This is a genomic window from uncultured Dokdonia sp., assembly GCF_947496725.1.
Lineage (GTDB): Bacteria > Bacteroidota > Bacteroidia > Flavobacteriales > Flavobacteriaceae > Dokdonia.
The window spans coordinates 1-15760 of the sequence record NZ_CANMDS010000006.1 but is presented as its reverse complement, the minus strand read 5'-3'; the positions used below and the strand labels follow the sequence as shown (position 1 = coordinate 15760).

Here is a 15760-nt window from a genome sequence, read left to right as displayed (position 1 = left end):
TCGCTTTTTACAAGTATTAATTATCTGAAAGATAGTAAATTATGTTTTACAGAACACGTCTCGCCATTACATAAGCACGATTCCAGTAACGCTCATTAAGATTTGAGGTAAGTACTCCTTTTGAGGTTGTGGCGTGTATAAAATAGATATCATCGCCATCTACCTTTGTTACTAGGCCTACGTGGTTTATACGTTTACTACTTTTTGAAGTTCTAAAAAATAAGAGATCACCTGTGTCAATATCTTTATTTTTTACGGGTTTGCCTCGTTGTGCCATATCTCTTGACACTCTAGGCAAAACAATGTTTTCTTTTTGAAAAGCAACATATATAAGACCAGAGCAATCCATACCCTTGCGCGTAGTCCCACCAAATTTATAACGAGTGCCAGAAAATGCTTGCGCCTGCTTTATAATGCGCTCTGTTTTTGTAGTGCTTATGTCTTTTACTGTGGTTCTTTTTGAACTACCACAAGAGGTAAGTAATAGTAGTAGAGATAATACGGCAAGAAACTGTTTCATAAGTAGCTATGAGATTTGGAGTGATCTTATTAGTTAGTTGTTTTCGCTATTTGTGATATCTACAATAAGTTTTGCAGTTTTATCACTAGCACCAGCACCACCCAGTTTTTTCTCTAGTTCAAAATAGTCTGTAAACAGTTGCTCTCTATAAGAGTCGTTTGTAATCTTGTCTAGCTCGTGCTTTAGGTTTTTTGTGTTGAGGTCACCTTGTATAAGTTCTTTTACGACTTCTCTGTCCATAATAAGATTTACAAGTGAGATGTATTTGGTTTTTATAATACGTTTTGCAATACTATAAGAAACCGCATTTGCCTTATAACAAACCACTTGGGGTACTTTAAATATTGCAGCCTCAAGTGTCGCGGTACCAGAAGTGATAAGTGCAGCGTTTGCAAAGCTTAGTATGTCATAGGTTTTATTCATCACAAGTTGTACATCGTGATTTTTTAAAAATGACTCGTAAAAAGTGGCTTCTTGGCTAGGCGCGCCTGCAATCACAAATTGATAGTCTGGATAGTTAGGTATAACACTAAGCATCACCTCCAGCATCGCATTAATTTCTTGTGTGCGGCTACCGGGAAGTAGGGCGATCATAGGGCGTTCATCAAGATTATGCTCTTGTGCAAATGCCACAGCATCTGCTTGCTCTCTGTTTGCCACAGCATCAAGTAGTGGGTGTCCTACAAAGTTTACATCATAATCATATGTGTCATAAAAATCTTTTACAAATGGTAAAATGACATACATATGATCTACACAGGCCTTAATTTTTTTTACACGACCAGATCGTGATGCCCACACTTGAGGGCTTATATAATAATGTGTAATGACACCTAGTGGGTGTGCCCACTCTGCTATACGTAGGTTAAAACCGCTGTTATCTATAAGAATAAGTGCATCTGGCTCAAATCTAGCAATGTCTCTTTTACATTCTTTTATAAGTCCACTAATTTTACGGAGGTTGGTAATCACCTCCATAAAGCCCATAAAGGCTCTTTCTTTATAGTGTGTGACTAGAGTACCGCCCACCTCTTGCATAAGTTCACCACCCCAGAAGCGTATCTCTGCCTCAGGATCTTGTTTATACAAGGCTTTCATAAGATTTGAACCGTGCAAATCTCCGCTAGCCTCACCGGCAAGAATGTAATACTTCATTAGCTAAACATTAATATCATTGTCACAAAAGCCATAGCGATGGTCATAAGGAGTACTCCTCTTGCTCGTGCATCTTGTCCTTGTCTAAGTAGTCCAAAAAATGCTACTAGATTAAGAACGGCACCTATCGCTATAATTTTACCAAGTCTTCCCTCTGCCAGGGCAGTTTGTAATACATTAGTAAGAGTGCGATCTTGAGTTGTGCCTATGTAAAAGGAAAAAATAAGAACGCCTATGGTGTTTGCTAGTAGTCCTATAATAATGCCTATGAGAATATCTTTTTTCATAATTCTTCCGCTTTCGCGAAAAGTTTTAAAGGGGATAGATGCGCTTTCGCGAAAGCGTAATTACTATCCTTCCCACTCATTAAGTTCTTGAATAAAGTGATGTGCAGTAAGATCAAACTGTACGGGTACGATAGAAACATAACCTTGTGATAATGCCCACTCATCTGTGTCTTCACCTTTGTCTTGATTTACAAACTCTCCTGTAAGCCAGTAATAGTCTCTTCCCATAGGGTTTGTGCGCTTGTCAAAATCTTCTACCCATTGTGCTTTTGCCTGGCGACACACTTTGGTGCCTTTAATTTGATCTGCAGGTAATTTTGGGATGTTTACATTGAGTACGATACCTTTAGGTAAGCCGTTTTTGAGAACTTGTCTTGTGATGCGTTCTACATATTTCTTTGCAGGTTCAAAATCTGCATCGTGGCTATAATCTAGTAAGGAGAATCCTATGGCTGGGATGCCTTCTACACCGGCCTCTACTGCCGCGCTCATTGTGCCGCTGTATATAACATTAATACTTGAGTTACTGCCGTGATTAATGCCGCTTACACAAATGTCTGGTTTGCGAGTGAGAATTTGCTGGTTTGCAAGTTTTACACAATCTGCAGGAGTTCCAGAACAAGTGTATTCTTTGTGTGTAGCATCTGGATCTAGCTTTACTGGGTCGCAGTAGAGAGTGTCGTTTATGGTAATGGCGTGACCCATACCGCTTTGTGGGCTATCTGGAGCAACTACAACAACATCACCTATGTTGAGCATAACCTCTATAAGGTTGCGTATACCCGGTGCTGTGATGCCATCATCATTAGTAATAAGTATAAGTGGTTTTTTGTTCATAGCAGGAGTTGTGTTCTATACACGAAAATACGTAAATTGTACATTAATATGAGCACTAGAGGGGTTTAACAAAAGATTACGACCACCGCTCTTTTTGTGGCACAATTTTTAATGTACATTGCTAGTTACATGAAAATACTGAATTTTATGAAGAGGAATTTAAAATTAATCGCACTGGTACTATTGTTTTCGGTTGCGAGTTGCAGTTTTACGACAAAGTCGTTTGACGATCCAGATAAAGATAAAACATTGCTAGACCTTATTGCTTACTTGCTTGAGCGAGGTCATTATGATGCAAAAGATATAAACGATGAGTTTTCTGCAAATGTATTTGATGATTACATAGACGCACTAGATCCGTACCGTCGTTTTTTCTACAAAAAGGATATAGAAGAGTTTGAAAAGTATAAAACTCAAATAGACGATGCGATACGAGATAAAGATTTATCTTTCTTTGATCTTACTTACAACCGTCTTATAGAACGTACAGAGGAGGCAAATAAAATACAAGAAGAGTTACTTAAAAAACCTTTTGACTTTGAGAAGGAAGAGATTCTCAATACAGAGTATGAAAAGCAACCTTTTGCAAAAAATAAAAAAGAGCTTAAAAATAGATGGAGACAGCAACTCAAGCTTAATGCGCTTAGCTCTTACTATGATTTAAGAGAAGATCAAGAAAAGGTAGATGAAGAAGATGATAAAGAAGCAAAAGAGCCTAAAGAAATTCTTTCTAACCAAGAACTAGAGACAAAAGCTAGAGAAGAAGTAGCAGATAATACAAAAGAGTTTTTTGAATTTACATTAGAGCTTGAGCGCAAAGATTGGTTTGCAATTTTCTTAAATGCAATAGTAGAAGAGTTTGATCCTCACACCTACTATTTTGCTCCAGTAGCAAAAGATCGTTTTGATACACAAATGAGTGGTCAGTTTCAAGGTATTGGGGCTAGACTACAAAAGAAAGGTGGAGAAGTACGTATCACAGATATTATTTCTGGTGGTCCAGCCTGGAGAGGTGATGAGCTGCGTGAGGGTGATATTATTATGAAGGTACGTCAAGAAGATGAGAAAGATGCCTTGAGCATTGTAGGGATGCGTCTTCAAGATGCCATAGAGTTTATAAAGGGCCCAAAGGGAACTAAAGTAATCCTTACGGTAAAGACTAAGCTAGATGGTAGTACAAAAGATATTACAATAGAGCGTGATATTGTAGAGCTAGAAGAAACCTATGCAAAATCTGCAGAGGTGGTTAAGGATGGTAAGAGATACGGTATTGTAAACTTGCCTAAGTTCTACTTTACAATGGATGATTACAAAGAGAAGAATGCTGCAAGTGATGTAAAGAAGGAGATAGAACGCCTTAAAGAAGAGGGTGTAGAGGGACTTGTAATAGATCTTAGAAACAACGGTGGAGGATCGCTTAAAACTGTCGTAGATATAGCTGGCTTGTTTATAAAAGATGGACCTATTGTGCAGGTTGCATCTAACGGTGATGAACCAGAGGTGCTAGAAGATAGAGACTCTTCTGTATTGTGGGATGGACCTCTCGTGATTTTAGTAAACGAGATATCTGCATCTGCCAGTGAGATACTTGCAGCAGCAATGCAAGATTATAAAAGAGCCATCATCATAGGAGGGAAACAAACATATGGTAAAGGAACTGTGCAAAACGTAGCAGACCTTAATTCTTACTTGCGTAAAAACCCATATGGAGATCTAGGAGCTTTAAAACTTACAACTCAAAAATTTTATAGAGTAAACGGAGGTTCAACACAACTAGAAGGAGTAAAGAGTGATGTAGTTGTTCCAGACCGTTTTAAATATGTAGATATAGGTGAGCGCGATCAAGAAAACCCTTTGCCTTGGGATAAAATTAAAGCTGCAGATTATGATGTGTGGGATGGTTATGTAGACTTTGAGCAAACTATAGAAAACAGTAAGCAACGTATGTCTAAAAGCGAGCATTTACAACTAGTAGATGAGTATGCAAAATGGATCAAGGAGCGCCGTGATGACAAAGAATGGTCACTTAACTATGATAAGTACAAAGCTAGACTTGCAAAAAGCGAAGCTTTTGCAAAGAAGTTTGATTCTATAGATGATTATGACACAGAGCTTACTTATAACTCACTGCCTTATGAGCAGCAACTCTTTAAAAAGGATACCATCCTTCAAGAAAAGCGTGAGCGCTGGCATAAAAATTTAGCAAAAGATGCTTATGTAGAAGAAGCGCTTAATGTGCTTAATGATTTAAAAATCAACAATATTAGAAGAGATAAGCTTGTGACTATTAAGGATTAATAGATGTCGCAAAGAGCAAACTCATTAACAAGCCTAGCGCTCCAAAAATTTAAAAGAAATTTTTGGGGCGTTTTGAGTTTGGTGTACATTGTACTATGCGGCCTAGCTGCTTTATTTGCTTATGTAATCGCTCCAGATAGTAGTGAGAATGCAAACCAGATGCACCTCTCTATCCACTCACAATCACCCGGCTTTACGGTAGATATCCTCACAATTCCAAGTGATTTAAAGGTAGAGCAATCATTTATTTCTAGATGGTTTTCGGGTAGTTATAATTCAGACACAGAAATACCTATAGCAGATTACAATTTAGAGAACGATGGTATCACATATACCCCGTATATGAGTGACGGAGTGGTGGGTTTACCAAAAAAAGTTACTGTAAATGGGGTTGAAGATTATAACGCTTTCGCGAAAGCGTACATATCACCACGTACATTTATACTAGGGACAGATAAGTACGGTCGAGATCTTTTGAGTAGGATGCTCATAGGTGCGAGAATATCTTTTTCTATAGGATTTGTAGCAGTTTTTATATCACTTATTATAGGCCTCTTTATGGGGTCGCTAGCAGGTTATTTTGGCGGAAAAGTAGATGCCGCTATTATGTGGATTATTAATGTGACTTGGTCTATCCCAACCTTGCTTCTTGTTATTGCAATTACACTTGCGCTAGGTAAGGGGTACTGGCAAGTTTTTATCGCAGTAGGGCTTACAATGTGGGTTGAGGTGGCTCGTGTTGTGCGAGGACAGGTGATGGGAGTAAAACAAATGCAATATGTTACAGCGGCAAGAGCACTAGGGTATACAGATGGGCGTATCATAGTAAAGCATATTTTACCTAATGTTATAGCGCCGCTTATAGTGATTTCGGCAGCAAACTTTGCAGGAGCTATCCTTATAGAAAGCGGATTGAGTTTTTTAGGTATAGGAGCACAACCACCTACACCCAGCTGGGGAGCTATGATTAAAGATCACTATAGTTATATCATCCTCGGGAAGCCGTATCTTGCCATCATCCCTGGTATTGCGATAATGTTACTTGTAATGGCGTTTATGCTTGTAGGTAATGCTCTAAGGGATGCACTAGATGTGAAAAATTAGAATTTATTAATGAAAAGAAAATACACCTATCCGTTACTAGTTATTGTTTTTACACTTGCTTGGTACGTATTTGAAAACTATGCAAACAAGGCTGTAGATGCTCCTATGATAGAGCAGGGCAGACAGCCTAAGGCAACTACAAACACCTACTTTTTACCTACATCTACCACGGGGCAGGTGGTTCACCATAATTATTACTCGCTCAGTTATAGTGAGAGAGATGAACAAGCAGAGTGGGTGGCGTACGAACTTAAAAAAAGCCATATTGTAAATAATGACTTTAAACGTCCTTATTTTGAGGTAGACCCTCAAGTGGAGACGGAGTCTGCACACTGGCGTAATTATAAAAAATCTGGATATGATCGTGGGCATTTGTGCCCAGCAGGTGATAGGGAGTTTAGTAAAGCGGCCTATGAAGAAACTTTTTTGACAAGTAATATTAGTCCGCAAAGGCACGATTTTAATGCTGGTATCTGGAATGAACTTGAGCAGCAAGTGCGTTACTGGGCAAAGAAGTATGATGGAGTTTATGTAGTGACAGGTGGTGTGCTAAAAGATAAGATGGGCGCCATAGGCACAGAAGGAGTTACCGTGCCAGAATCATTTTATAAAATTGTTTATGATCAATCTGGAGGGGATGCAAAAATGATTGCCTTTTTAATGAATCACAAAGCATCAAATAAGTCTCTTAAAACATTTGTTACCTCTGTAGATCAGATAGAAAAGCTTACCGGTATAGACTTCTTTCCAGAACTTGAAGATAGTGTAGAAGATAGGCTAGAGGGCAGCACGAGTACTAAGGGCTGGAAGCTTAGATAACTAAAGTATAAAATAAAAAAAGCGGCACTAGGCCGCTTTTTTTTATTTATAAAGAGATAAGTGATTATCCTTTTATAAGACTTCTAGAGATTACAATTTTTTGAATCTCACTAGTTCCTTCATATATCTGAGTGATTTTTGCGTCACGCATTAATCGCTCTACGTGGTATTCTTTTACAAAACCGTTACCACCGTGTATTTGTACAGCTTCTACTGTTTGCTCCATTGCAACCTTTGATGCATAAAGTTTTGCCATAGCGCTTGATTGATCATAGTTGTTACCTTGATCTTTATCCCAAGCGGCTTTCATCACTAGGTGACGTGCAGCTTCTATCTCAACGTACATATCTGCAAGTTTAAAAGCGATAGCTTGGTGGTTACAAATCTCTGTACCAAAGGCTTTACGCTCTTTAGAATATTTAAGAGCAAGCTCGTATGCTCCAGAAGCAATACCTAGTGCCTGTGCAGCAATACCTATACGTCCTCCAGAAAGTGTTTTCATTGCAAATTTGAAACCAAACCCGTCTTCACCTATTCTATTTTCCTTAGGTACTTTTACGTCATTAAACTGTAGTGTGTGCGTGTCACTACCACGTATACCTAGTTTGTCTTCTTTAGGTCCTACTTCAAAACCTTCCATCCCTTTCTCAACTATAAAAGCGTTGATACCGCGGTGACCTTTTTCTCTATCAGTTTGAGCGATTACAAGATACACGTCAGAGCGTCCTCCATTTGTAATCCAGTTTTTTGTACCATTAAGTACGTAGTGATCTCCTTTATCTATTGCTGTAGTAGCTTGTGAAGTTGCATCAGATCCAGCTTCTGGCTCAGAAAGACAAAAAGCACCTACCATCTCACCTGTAGCAAGCTTAGTAAGGTATTTTTGTTTTTGCTCTTCAGACCCATAAGTTTCAAGACCATAACAAACTAATGAGTTATTTACAGAAACAATTACAGACGCAGAGGCATCTATCTTAGATAGCTCTTCCATAATAAGAACATATGAAATCGCATCCATTCCACTTCCTCCATATTTTGGATCAACCATAATACCCATAAAGCCTAGGTCACCCATTTTCTTTACAAGTTCTGCAGGAAACTGTTGTATGTTATCTCTTTCTATTACTCCGTCTAGTAATTCTGTACGTGCAAAATCGCGAGCAGCGTCGCGTATCATAAGGTGTTCTTCTGTTAAGCTAAAATCCATAGTCAATTTTAAATATTAAGGATTGTGTAAAAAATCTCTACAAATATACTTGTTTCTTGTGCTTTTCTCAATAGATTTAGGGTGATGGAACAAAAAAACTATAACGTTATAGGTGTGATGAGCGGTACCAGCTTAGATGGAATAGACTGTGCGCTTATTAAAATTAGTATGTCACCGCAAATATCTGGAGAAGCCTATCCGGTTTTTGATGCTCAGATAATTAATGCAGAAACAATTGCCTATACAGACTTGTGGGAGAGTAAGCTTCGTACTGCACATATACTGTCTATAGACGAGTTAACAGCTATAAATAAATCATACACCCAGTATTTAGCTCAAGTTATAAACGCCTTTATAGCCCAGCATCATATAAAGGATATTGATGCGATATGTTCTCACGGCCATACTATATTACACCAGCCACAAGATGGTTTTACTTTACAGATAGGTAATCTTCCGGAACTTGCTCAGTTGCTTAGTCATAAAGTGGTTTGCGACTTCAGGGTGCAAGATGTAGCGCTAGGTGGGCAAGGCGCACCGCTTGTTCCTATAGGAGATAAGCTGTTGTTTGGTACATATGATTATTGTCTCAATCTTGGTGGATTTGCAAATGTTTCGACTGAGGAAAATGGAGTTCGGCTGGCGTATGATATTTGTCCAGTTAATGTTGTGCTCAATAAATATGCTGATAAGTTGGGTAAGCCGTATGATGATGGGGGCGCTTTCGCGAAAGCGGGAACCGTACACGCTCCCTTATTAAAGGAACTGAATAGCTTACCATATTATGGCTCTCCAGCTCCAAAATCTCTGGGGATAGAGTGGGTGCACGAACAAGTATTCCCAATAATTGAATCTTATAAAATCTCTGATATAGATGTGCTGGCGACGTTTACAGAGCATATTGCTGTGCAAATTGCGACTCAGTTTAAAGAAAACACCTCAGTTTTAGTCACCGGAGGAGGAGCTTACAATAGCTATTTGTTATCCCGTGTGCAAGCTCAGTATAAAGCAAATAAGGTCAAGGGAGCTGTGTTAAATCTTGTAGTGCCAGATGCGCAACTTATTGAATTTAAAGAGGCTCTCGTTTTTGGTTTATTAGGGATTTTAAGGCTTGAAGGGCTTCCTAATTGCCTTGCAAGTGTCACAGGAGCATCACAAGACCACTCTAGCGGAATGTTATATGATTCTTAATTTATGAACACTTCTTCTAGAAGGTGATTCAAGTTTGTATATTTGGGGCTTACTTAACTAAATATATGAGAGAGCTTTTACAGCGATACGAAGATAAGTCACCAGAGATTGTTTTTCACTGGAACGACCCAGAAACCGAAGCAGAGGGGTGGGTAGTTATTAACTCTTTAAGAGGAGGTGCCGCTGGTGGTGGTACACGTATGCGTGTAGGACTAGATAAAAATGAAGTCCTTTCTCTAGCCAAAACTATGGAGGTTAAGTTTACAGTCTCTGGTCCAGCTATTGGTGGAGCAAAGTCAGGAATTAACTTTGACCCAAAAGATCCTCGTAAGAAAGGAGTCTTAGAGCGCTGGTATAAAGCCGTGTCACCACTACTTAAAAGTTATTATGGTACGGGAGGTGATCTTAATGTAGACGAGATACACGAGGTAATACCTATTACAGAAGAGAGTGGCGTATGGCATCCTCAAGAAGGTGTTTTTACTGGGCACTTTCAACCTACAGAGGCAGATAAGATTAACCGTATAGGACAACTTAGACAAGGAGTCATAAAGGTGATAGAAAATCCGTCATTTTCTCCAGATGTAACACGCAAGTATACTGTAGCAGATATGATTACTGGCTACGGTGTAGCAGAGGCAGTACGTCACTATTATGATATTTATGGAGGAGATGTAAAGGGTAAGCGTGCCGTGGTACAAGGTTTTGGAAACGTAGGCGCAGCAGCTGCTTACTATCTAGCGCAAATGGGTGCAAAAATAGTGGGTATTATAGATATTGTAGGAGGTTTTATAAACAAAGACGGTTTTACTTTTGAGGAGATACGAGATATGTATCTTAATAAAACAGGTAATACACTTAACGCTTCTACAGAAGGGTTGATACCATTCTCACAAATGAACGAGGAGATATGGAATCTTGAGACAGAGATTTTTGCTCCTTGTGCAGCTTCTCGTCTTATTACAGAAGATCAAATTAATAGAATGATAGATACGGGGCTGGAAGTTATTTCTTGTGGAGCAAACGTACCGTTTGCAGATAAAGAAATTTTCTTTGGACCTATAATGGAGCATACAGACGCAAAGGTGAGTCTTATACCAGACTTTATTTCAAACTGTGGTATGGCAAGAGTATTTGCATACTTTATGGAGCGCCGGGTGCAAATGACAGATGATGCAATCTTTAACGATACATCACAAACTATACGTAATGCTATAGAAAATACGTATCAGAATAACAGTTCAAAACAAAATATAAGCAAGACAGCTTTTGAAATTGCATTAAAAGAATTACTTTAATACTTGCATCTGTAAGATGTAATAATCACACCAACTTTATATACATATGGAATCAGTAATTATTCTCATTTTTATTATCGGGTACCTTTCTATAACCCTTGAGCATCCTCTTAAACTTGATAAAACAGTGCCTGCACTTATTATGGCATCACTTATCTGGGCATTTCTAGCAGTAGGTTTTCACCTAGGCTGGTTTGACGTAATAGATACCTATGAGCAAGCTTATAGCTTGTTTCCTAATGGGGTGCCTCTTACGGGAGATGCCTTGCACGATGCAGAGCACGGTTTTGACAACACACTTTTGCACCACTTAGGTAAAACAGCAGAGATACTTATCTTCCTTATAGGGGCGATGACCATTGTTGAGATTATAGATCTTCACAGAGGTTTTGAAGTTCTTAAAGGAGCTGTAAGAACTCGTAGTAAGAAGAAGTTATTATGGATTATAGGGATACTAGCATTCATCCTTTCTGCTATAATAGATAACCTTACGGCTACAATCGTACTTATAACCTTATTACGTAAGCTTATTGTAAGTAGAGATCAACGTCTATGGTTTGCTGCAATGGTAGTAATTGCTGCAAATGCTGGAGGAGCTTGGTCACCTATTGGGGACGTTACTACTACAATGCTTTGGATTGCAGATAATGTTACAGCAATGGGACTTATCAAGTTTGTAATCATACCATCTGTAATTTGTTTTGTTATACCATTCTTTATTGCAACATACTTACCAGCTTTTAAAGGCGATATAATTGTAGATACACAAGAAGATGAAGAAGCAGGAAGATTATTAAGTAGTAAGACAATGCTCTTCTTAGGACTAGGTATGATTGTATCTGTGCCTATTTTTAAAACTATAACGCACTTACCTCCTTATATGGGGATGATGCTCGCACTAGGTGTAGTGTGGTTAGTATCTGAGTACATTCACCCAGAAGAAGACTTTACAAAAGAGCGTAAGCACTTATACAGTGCTCACAAAGCACTTTCTCGTATCGAGATTTCAAGTATCCTTTTCTTTTTAGGAATATTAATGGCAGTAGCAGGACTTGAAAGTCTTGTATATGGTGTGTCTGAAGCTGGTGATCCAGTGGGAACATTGCGTTATGTTGCAGAGATTCTTAATGGAGCGGTACCTAATCAAGATGTTGTGGTAGTAATACTTGGTATTCTATCTGCTATTATTGATAACGTGCCACTAGTGGCTGCCTCTATGGGTATGTATACTGCAGAGACAGACAGTTTACTATGGCACTTTATTGCATACTCTGCCGGAACAGGAGGAAGTATGCTTATCATAGGTTCTGCAGCAGGAGTTGCAGCTATGGGAATGGAAAAGATAGATTTTATCTGGTACCTTAAAAAGATCACGTGGTTAGCCTTTGTAGGGTTTGCTGCGGGAGCTGTTGCCTTTGTTCTTCTTACAGGAGGAACTATGGGTGCTTAAGTCTAGGCAATTTTCTAAAATAACGTTCGTTTCATTCTAAAGCCTCAATTAATAAACATATGCTTAATACACTTATTCAAGACGGAGCTCAAGATGCGGCAGATATACTTGCTACAGACGAGCCCGTAGAGAAGACATTATCTATCATAGATTTGCTCTTAACTGGAGGTACAGCGGGGATCATCATTATTGCCGTTCTATTTGTACTACTTTTTGTGGCTATCTATATATACTTTGAAAGACTCTTTGCTATAAAAGCAGCCTCAAAAGTAGATGGTAATTTTATGAATCAAATAAGAGATAATGTCGCTTCTGGTAACATAGAAGGAGCAAAAATATACTGTGCTCAGGCTAACTCTCCTGTATCTAGATTAACCGCAAAGGGAATCTCTCGTATAGGAAGCCCTCTTGAGGATATTAATACAGCTATAGAAAATCAAGGAAAACTAGAAGTCTATAAACTAGAGCGCAATGTGAGTGTACTTGCTACCATAGCGGGAGCAGCTCCTATGATTGGGTTCTTAGGGACTGTAATAGGTATGGTACTTGCCTTTCATACACTAGCAACAAGTTCTGGACAAGCAGAGATGGGTACCCTTGCAGAGGGTATTTATACCGCGATGACCACTACAGTTGCTGGCCTTATTGTGGGTATTATTGCTTATATGGGATATAACCACCTTGTAGTGCGTACAGATAAAGTAGTACACTCTATGGAGGCAAATGCGGTAGATTTCTTAGACCTATTAAACGAGCCTAGCTAGTATGAATCTGCGCGGAAGAAATAAAGTGAGCCCAGAGTTCAGTATGAGTAGTATGACAGACATTGTCTTTTTACTACTTGTATTCTTTCTGTTAACCTCACCAGCTATCACGCCAGATGCCCTAGACCTTATTTTGCCTAAAGCAAAAGGAAAAACCAGTAACAAGCAAAACCTATCTGTAAGCATCACAAAAGACCTTGACTATTATGTAAACAAGGAGCGTGTGACAGAAAACGGTATAGAAGGCTTTATCAATAGCGAGCTAGCTGGAGTAGAAGAACCTACCATTATACTAAGAGCAGAAGAAGGAGTGCCTATAGAAAATGCCGTAAAGATTATGGATATCGCAAACCGTAATAAGTATAAAATTGTACTAGCGGTAAGGCCTAACTAATTGATAAATGGTTTTTGGTACGCTTTCGCGAAAGCGTAATTACACTCTTAAATAAATATACCTTGGCATACCTAGATACCATACATAAACGCAAATCTTTCACCATAAGTAGTATTATTATGGCGATTATATTATTGCTTATGTTTATGGTGGGTATGAACTATATGGACCCGCCAGAAGAAGGGGGTATAGCCGTAAACTTTGGAACCTCTAGTGTAGGTTCTGGTAATGTACAGCCTACAAAACCTGTGGCATCTGCACCAAAAAATACAGCACCACAACCAGAGCCCACTCCACCAGAACCAGAGATTAAGGATGAGGTTGTCACGCAAGACACAGAAGATGCTCCGGTTATAGAAAAAAAACCAAAGGAAACTCCAAAGCCTAAGGTTGAGAAACCAAAAGAAAAGCCGGTAGAAAAACCAGTAGAAGAAGCAAAGCCAGATCCTAAACCAGATAAGTCTACAACAAGTGCACTAGACGCGCTTATTAATGGTCCTAAAAAGGATGGTGTAGCTCAAGGAGGTGAAGGTAATGATAACCAAGCTGGAGATAAGGGGGATCCTAATGGAGACCCTAACGCATCTAGTTATTATGGTACCGGAAGAGGTCTAGATGGTGATGGTAACTACCAGCTAGGAGGTCGTAAAGCACTAGGAAAACCAAAACGCCAGCAAGAGTGTAATGAGTCAGGAGTAGTTGTAGTGAGTATTGAGGTAGACCGTACCGGTAAAGTTATAAAAGCTACGCCAGGAGTGCGAGGCACTACAAATAACACACGCTGTCTCTTAGAGCCGGCAAAAGCAGCAGCACTTGCCACAAAATTTAATGCCGACTCAAAAGCGCCTTCAAAACAAATAGGAAAAATAGTATACCGCTTTAGTCTCTCAGACTAATCGTTGTAACACCTATCTTTATATCACAATGACATATCAAGAAACCTTAGACTGGCTTTTTAACCAGCTACCTATGTATCAACGTAAGGGAGCTGCTGCATACAAGGCAGACCTAAGTAACATAAATCTTCTAGCAGCACATCTAGGTAATCCTCATACCACATTTAAAACCGTTCACGTAGCAGGCACAAACGGTAAAGGATCTACTAGTCATATGATGGCATCTGTTTTACAAGAAGCAGGTTATAAAGTGGGGCTATATACCTCACCACATCTTAAAGACTTTAGAGAGCGCATAAAAATAAACGGTGAGCTTTGTAGCAAGCAGTTTGTAATGGGGTTTGTAAAAAAGCACAAAGCCTTTTTTGAAGAGCATCAACTATCATTTTTTGAAATGACTGTAGGGATGGCCTTCTCATATTTTGCAACAAAAGAAGTGGATGTTGCGATCATAGAGGTAGGCTTAGGAGGTAGGCTTGATGCCACAAATATTATTACACCCGTACTTTCGGTTATAACAAATATTGGTATGGATCACACGCAGTTTTTGGGTGATACCATCCCGCTTATAGCCGCAGAGAAAGGAGGTATTATTAAAGAGAATGTCCCTGTTGTAATAGGTGAGTTTAATGAAGAGACAGAGGAGGTCTTTAGTGCGCTTTCGCGAAAGCGTAATGCACCCCTTCACAAAGCGTATGATTTTGACTTAATGCCTATGCAATCTGACCTAGTGGGAGATTATCAAAAAAACAACATACGTACAGTTCAAGTAGCGTTTTCTGTTTTGCAAGGAGCGAGTTTTCACGTAGGGATCCAGCATATTGCAAAGGGATTAAAGAATGTGGTAAAAAATACGGGCCTCCAGGGAAGGTGGCAAATATTGCAAGAAGAGCCAAAGGTGATTTGCGATACCGGGCACAATAAGGAAGGGCTCACTTATGTGATGAATCAATTAGGTAAGGAGCGTTATAAGAATTTACATATTGTACTTGGCGTAGTTTCAGATAAGGATTTAGAGAGCATTTTACCATTATTTCCGGGATATGCCTCTTATTACTTTTGTAAACCTGCCGTGCCAAGAGGAATGGAGGTACAACACTTAAAAAAAGAAGCAGAAGGCTTAGGACTTAAGGGTAAAGCATATCCTAGTGTAAAAGAGGCATTTAAGGCCGCAAAAAAGGTTGCGGGAACCAGCGATCTTATTTTTATAGGCGGAAGCACCTTTGTCGTAGCAGAAATAATTTAATTTTTATTGCAAAAGATTTTACACTATAAAACTTTAATTCTATATTTGCACCCGCATTGAAATAATGGCAACGCTATCTTTTTAATGTTACTTGACTACATAAGTCGGGGCGCTTAGCTCAGTTGGTTCAGAGCACTTGGTTTACACCCAAGGGGTCAGGGGTTCGAATCCCTTAGCGCCCACAAACAAGAAACGATAAACTTGTCTAAAAATAATCGGGCGCTTAGCTCAGTTGGTTCAGAGCACTTGGTTTACACCCAAGGGGTCAGGGGTTCGAATCCCTTAGCGCCCACA

At 39.2% G+C, this 15760-nt stretch carries 15 protein-coding genes and 2 tRNA genes; 12 read left to right on the top strand and 5 right to left on the bottom strand.

The genetic code is table 11. The features are described 5' to 3' along the window. Positions 1–46: 46 nt before the first annotated feature. From Q0948_RS12830 to surE, 4 genes are all read right to left on the bottom strand, one after another. Positions 47–520 (bottom strand): C40 family peptidase, encoded by a 474-nt coding sequence (locus Q0948_RS12830; protein WP_298353444.1) that lies wholly within the window; start codon positions 518–520, stop codon positions 47–49. 33 nt (positions 521–553) lie between these two features. Then, positions 554–1675, bottom strand: a complete 1122-nt coding sequence (lpxB, locus tag Q0948_RS12825; protein ID WP_298353441.1) for a lipid-A-disaccharide synthase — start codon at positions 1673–1675, stop codon at positions 554–556. After that, positions 1675–1962, bottom strand: a complete 288-nt coding sequence (locus tag Q0948_RS12820; protein ID WP_035325485.1) for a hypothetical protein — start codon at positions 1960–1962, stop codon at positions 1675–1677. Before Q0948_RS12820 ends, lpxB begins: the two co-directional genes overlap by 1 nt. A 63-nt stretch (positions 1963–2025) precedes the next feature. Then, positions 2026–2799, bottom strand: coding sequence for a 5'/3'-nucleotidase SurE (surE, locus tag Q0948_RS12815; protein WP_298353434.1), 774 nt, complete (start codon positions 2797–2799; stop codon positions 2026–2028). A gap of 147 nt (positions 2800–2946) precedes the next feature. Here surE and Q0948_RS12810 point away from each other — a divergent pair, with 147 nt between their 5' ends. Genes Q0948_RS12810 through Q0948_RS12800 form a run of 3 tightly spaced genes read left to right on the top strand, consistent with a single transcriptional unit; the run spans position 2947 to position 7020 of the window. Continuing rightward, complete coding sequence (locus Q0948_RS12810) at positions 2947–5097, top strand: carboxy terminal-processing peptidase (protein WP_298353431.1); 2151 nt, start codon at positions 2947–2949, stop codon at positions 5095–5097. 3 nt (positions 5098–5100) lie between these two features. Beyond that, the gene (locus Q0948_RS12805; RefSeq protein WP_298353428.1) at positions 5101–6201 is read left to right on the top strand and encodes an ABC transporter permease; all 1101 of its coding nucleotides are present in this window, start codon (positions 5101–5103) and stop codon (positions 6199–6201) included. A gap of 9 nt (positions 6202–6210) precedes the next feature. Continuing rightward, positions 6211–7020: a DNA/RNA non-specific endonuclease gene (locus Q0948_RS12800; RefSeq protein ID WP_298353424.1), complete on the top strand. Its 810-nt coding sequence runs from the start codon at positions 6211–6213 to the stop codon at positions 7018–7020. A gap of 64 nt (positions 7021–7084) precedes the next feature. Here the strand turns inward: Q0948_RS12800 and Q0948_RS12795 are convergent, their stop codons facing one another. Then, entirely contained in the window at positions 7085–8227 is a 1143-nt protein-coding gene (locus tag Q0948_RS12795) for an acyl-CoA dehydrogenase (protein WP_021778192.1), read from the bottom strand. A gap of 84 nt (positions 8228–8311) precedes the next feature. Between Q0948_RS12795 and Q0948_RS12790 the strand changes: the two genes are divergently transcribed. From Q0948_RS12790 to Q0948_RS12750, 9 genes are all read left to right on the top strand, one after another. Further along, complete coding sequence (locus Q0948_RS12790; protein ID WP_298353420.1) at positions 8312–9418, top strand: anhydro-N-acetylmuramic acid kinase; 1107 nt, start codon at positions 8312–8314, stop codon at positions 9416–9418. A 65-nt stretch (positions 9419–9483) separates the two neighbouring features. Next, entirely contained in the window at positions 9484–10716 is a 1233-nt protein-coding gene (locus Q0948_RS12785; RefSeq protein ID WP_298353417.1) for a Glu/Leu/Phe/Val dehydrogenase dimerization domain-containing protein, read from the top strand. Between the two features lie 46 nt (positions 10717–10762). Continuing rightward, positions 10763–12166, top strand: a complete 1404-nt coding sequence (gene nhaD, locus Q0948_RS12780; protein WP_298353414.1) for a sodium:proton antiporter NhaD — start codon at positions 10763–10765, stop codon at positions 12164–12166. Positions 12167–12225: 59 nt separating this feature from the next. Continuing rightward, positions 12226–12930 (top strand): MotA/TolQ/ExbB proton channel family protein, encoded by a 705-nt coding sequence (locus Q0948_RS12775; protein ID WP_021778196.1) that lies wholly within the window; start codon positions 12226–12228, stop codon positions 12928–12930. Position 12931: 1 nt separating this feature from the next. Further along, entirely contained in the window at positions 12932–13324 is a 393-nt protein-coding gene (locus Q0948_RS12770) for a biopolymer transporter ExbD (RefSeq protein ID WP_021778197.1), read from the top strand. A gap of 62 nt (positions 13325–13386) precedes the next feature. Next, entirely contained in the window at positions 13387–14220 is an 834-nt protein-coding gene (locus Q0948_RS12765; RefSeq protein ID WP_035325465.1) for a hypothetical protein, read from the top strand. A gap of 28 nt (positions 14221–14248) precedes the next feature. Further along, on the top strand, positions 14249–15466 hold the full coding sequence (locus Q0948_RS12760) for a folylpolyglutamate synthase/dihydrofolate synthase family protein (RefSeq protein WP_298353402.1): 1218 nt from the start codon (positions 14249–14251) through the stop codon (positions 15464–15466). Between the two features lie 107 nt (positions 15467–15573). Next, positions 15574–15648: transfer RNA gene (locus tag Q0948_RS12755), tRNA-Val, on the top strand. Between the two features lie 35 nt (positions 15649–15683). Next, a tRNA-Val gene (locus tag Q0948_RS12750) sits at positions 15684–15758 on the top strand. Positions 15759–15760: the final 2 nt, after the last annotated feature.

What these genes read in the sequence shown, in the direction of transcription:
- Q0948_RS12830 (WP_298353444.1), bottom strand. Translation starts at nt 520, where the DNA reads ATGAAACAGTTTCTTGCCGTATTATCTCTACTACTATTACTTACCTCT.
- lpxB (WP_298353441.1), bottom strand. Translation starts at nt 1,675, where the DNA reads ATGAAGTATTACATTCTTGCCGGTGAGGCTAGCGGAGATTTGCACGGT.
- Q0948_RS12820 (WP_035325485.1), bottom strand. Translation starts at nt 1,962, where the DNA reads ATGAAAAAAGATATTCTCATAGGCATTATTATAGGACTACTAGCAAAC.
- surE (WP_298353434.1), bottom strand. Translation starts at nt 2,799, where the DNA reads ATGAACAAAAAACCACTTATACTTATTACTAATGATGATGGCATCACA.
- Q0948_RS12810 (WP_298353431.1), top strand. Translation starts at nt 2,947, where the DNA reads ATGAAGAGGAATTTAAAATTAATCGCACTGGTACTATTGTTTTCGGTT.
- Q0948_RS12805 (WP_298353428.1), top strand. Translation starts at nt 5,101, where the DNA reads ATGTCGCAAAGAGCAAACTCATTAACAAGCCTAGCGCTCCAAAAATTT.
- Q0948_RS12800 (WP_298353424.1), top strand. Translation starts at nt 6,211, where the DNA reads ATGAAAAGAAAATACACCTATCCGTTACTAGTTATTGTTTTTACACTT.
- Q0948_RS12795 (WP_021778192.1), bottom strand. Translation starts at nt 8,227, where the DNA reads ATGGATTTTAGCTTAACAGAAGAACACCTTATGATACGCGACGCTGCT.
- Q0948_RS12790 (WP_298353420.1), top strand. Translation starts at nt 8,312, where the DNA reads ATGGAACAAAAAAACTATAACGTTATAGGTGTGATGAGCGGTACCAGC.
- Q0948_RS12785 (WP_298353417.1), top strand. Translation starts at nt 9,484, where the DNA reads ATGAGAGAGCTTTTACAGCGATACGAAGATAAGTCACCAGAGATTGTT.
- nhaD (WP_298353414.1), top strand. Translation starts at nt 10,763, where the DNA reads ATGGAATCAGTAATTATTCTCATTTTTATTATCGGGTACCTTTCTATA.
- Q0948_RS12775 (WP_021778196.1), top strand. Translation starts at nt 12,226, where the DNA reads ATGCTTAATACACTTATTCAAGACGGAGCTCAAGATGCGGCAGATATA.
- Q0948_RS12770 (WP_021778197.1), top strand. Translation starts at nt 12,932, where the DNA reads ATGAATCTGCGCGGAAGAAATAAAGTGAGCCCAGAGTTCAGTATGAGT.
- Q0948_RS12760 (WP_298353402.1), top strand. Translation starts at nt 14,249, where the DNA reads ATGACATATCAAGAAACCTTAGACTGGCTTTTTAACCAGCTACCTATG.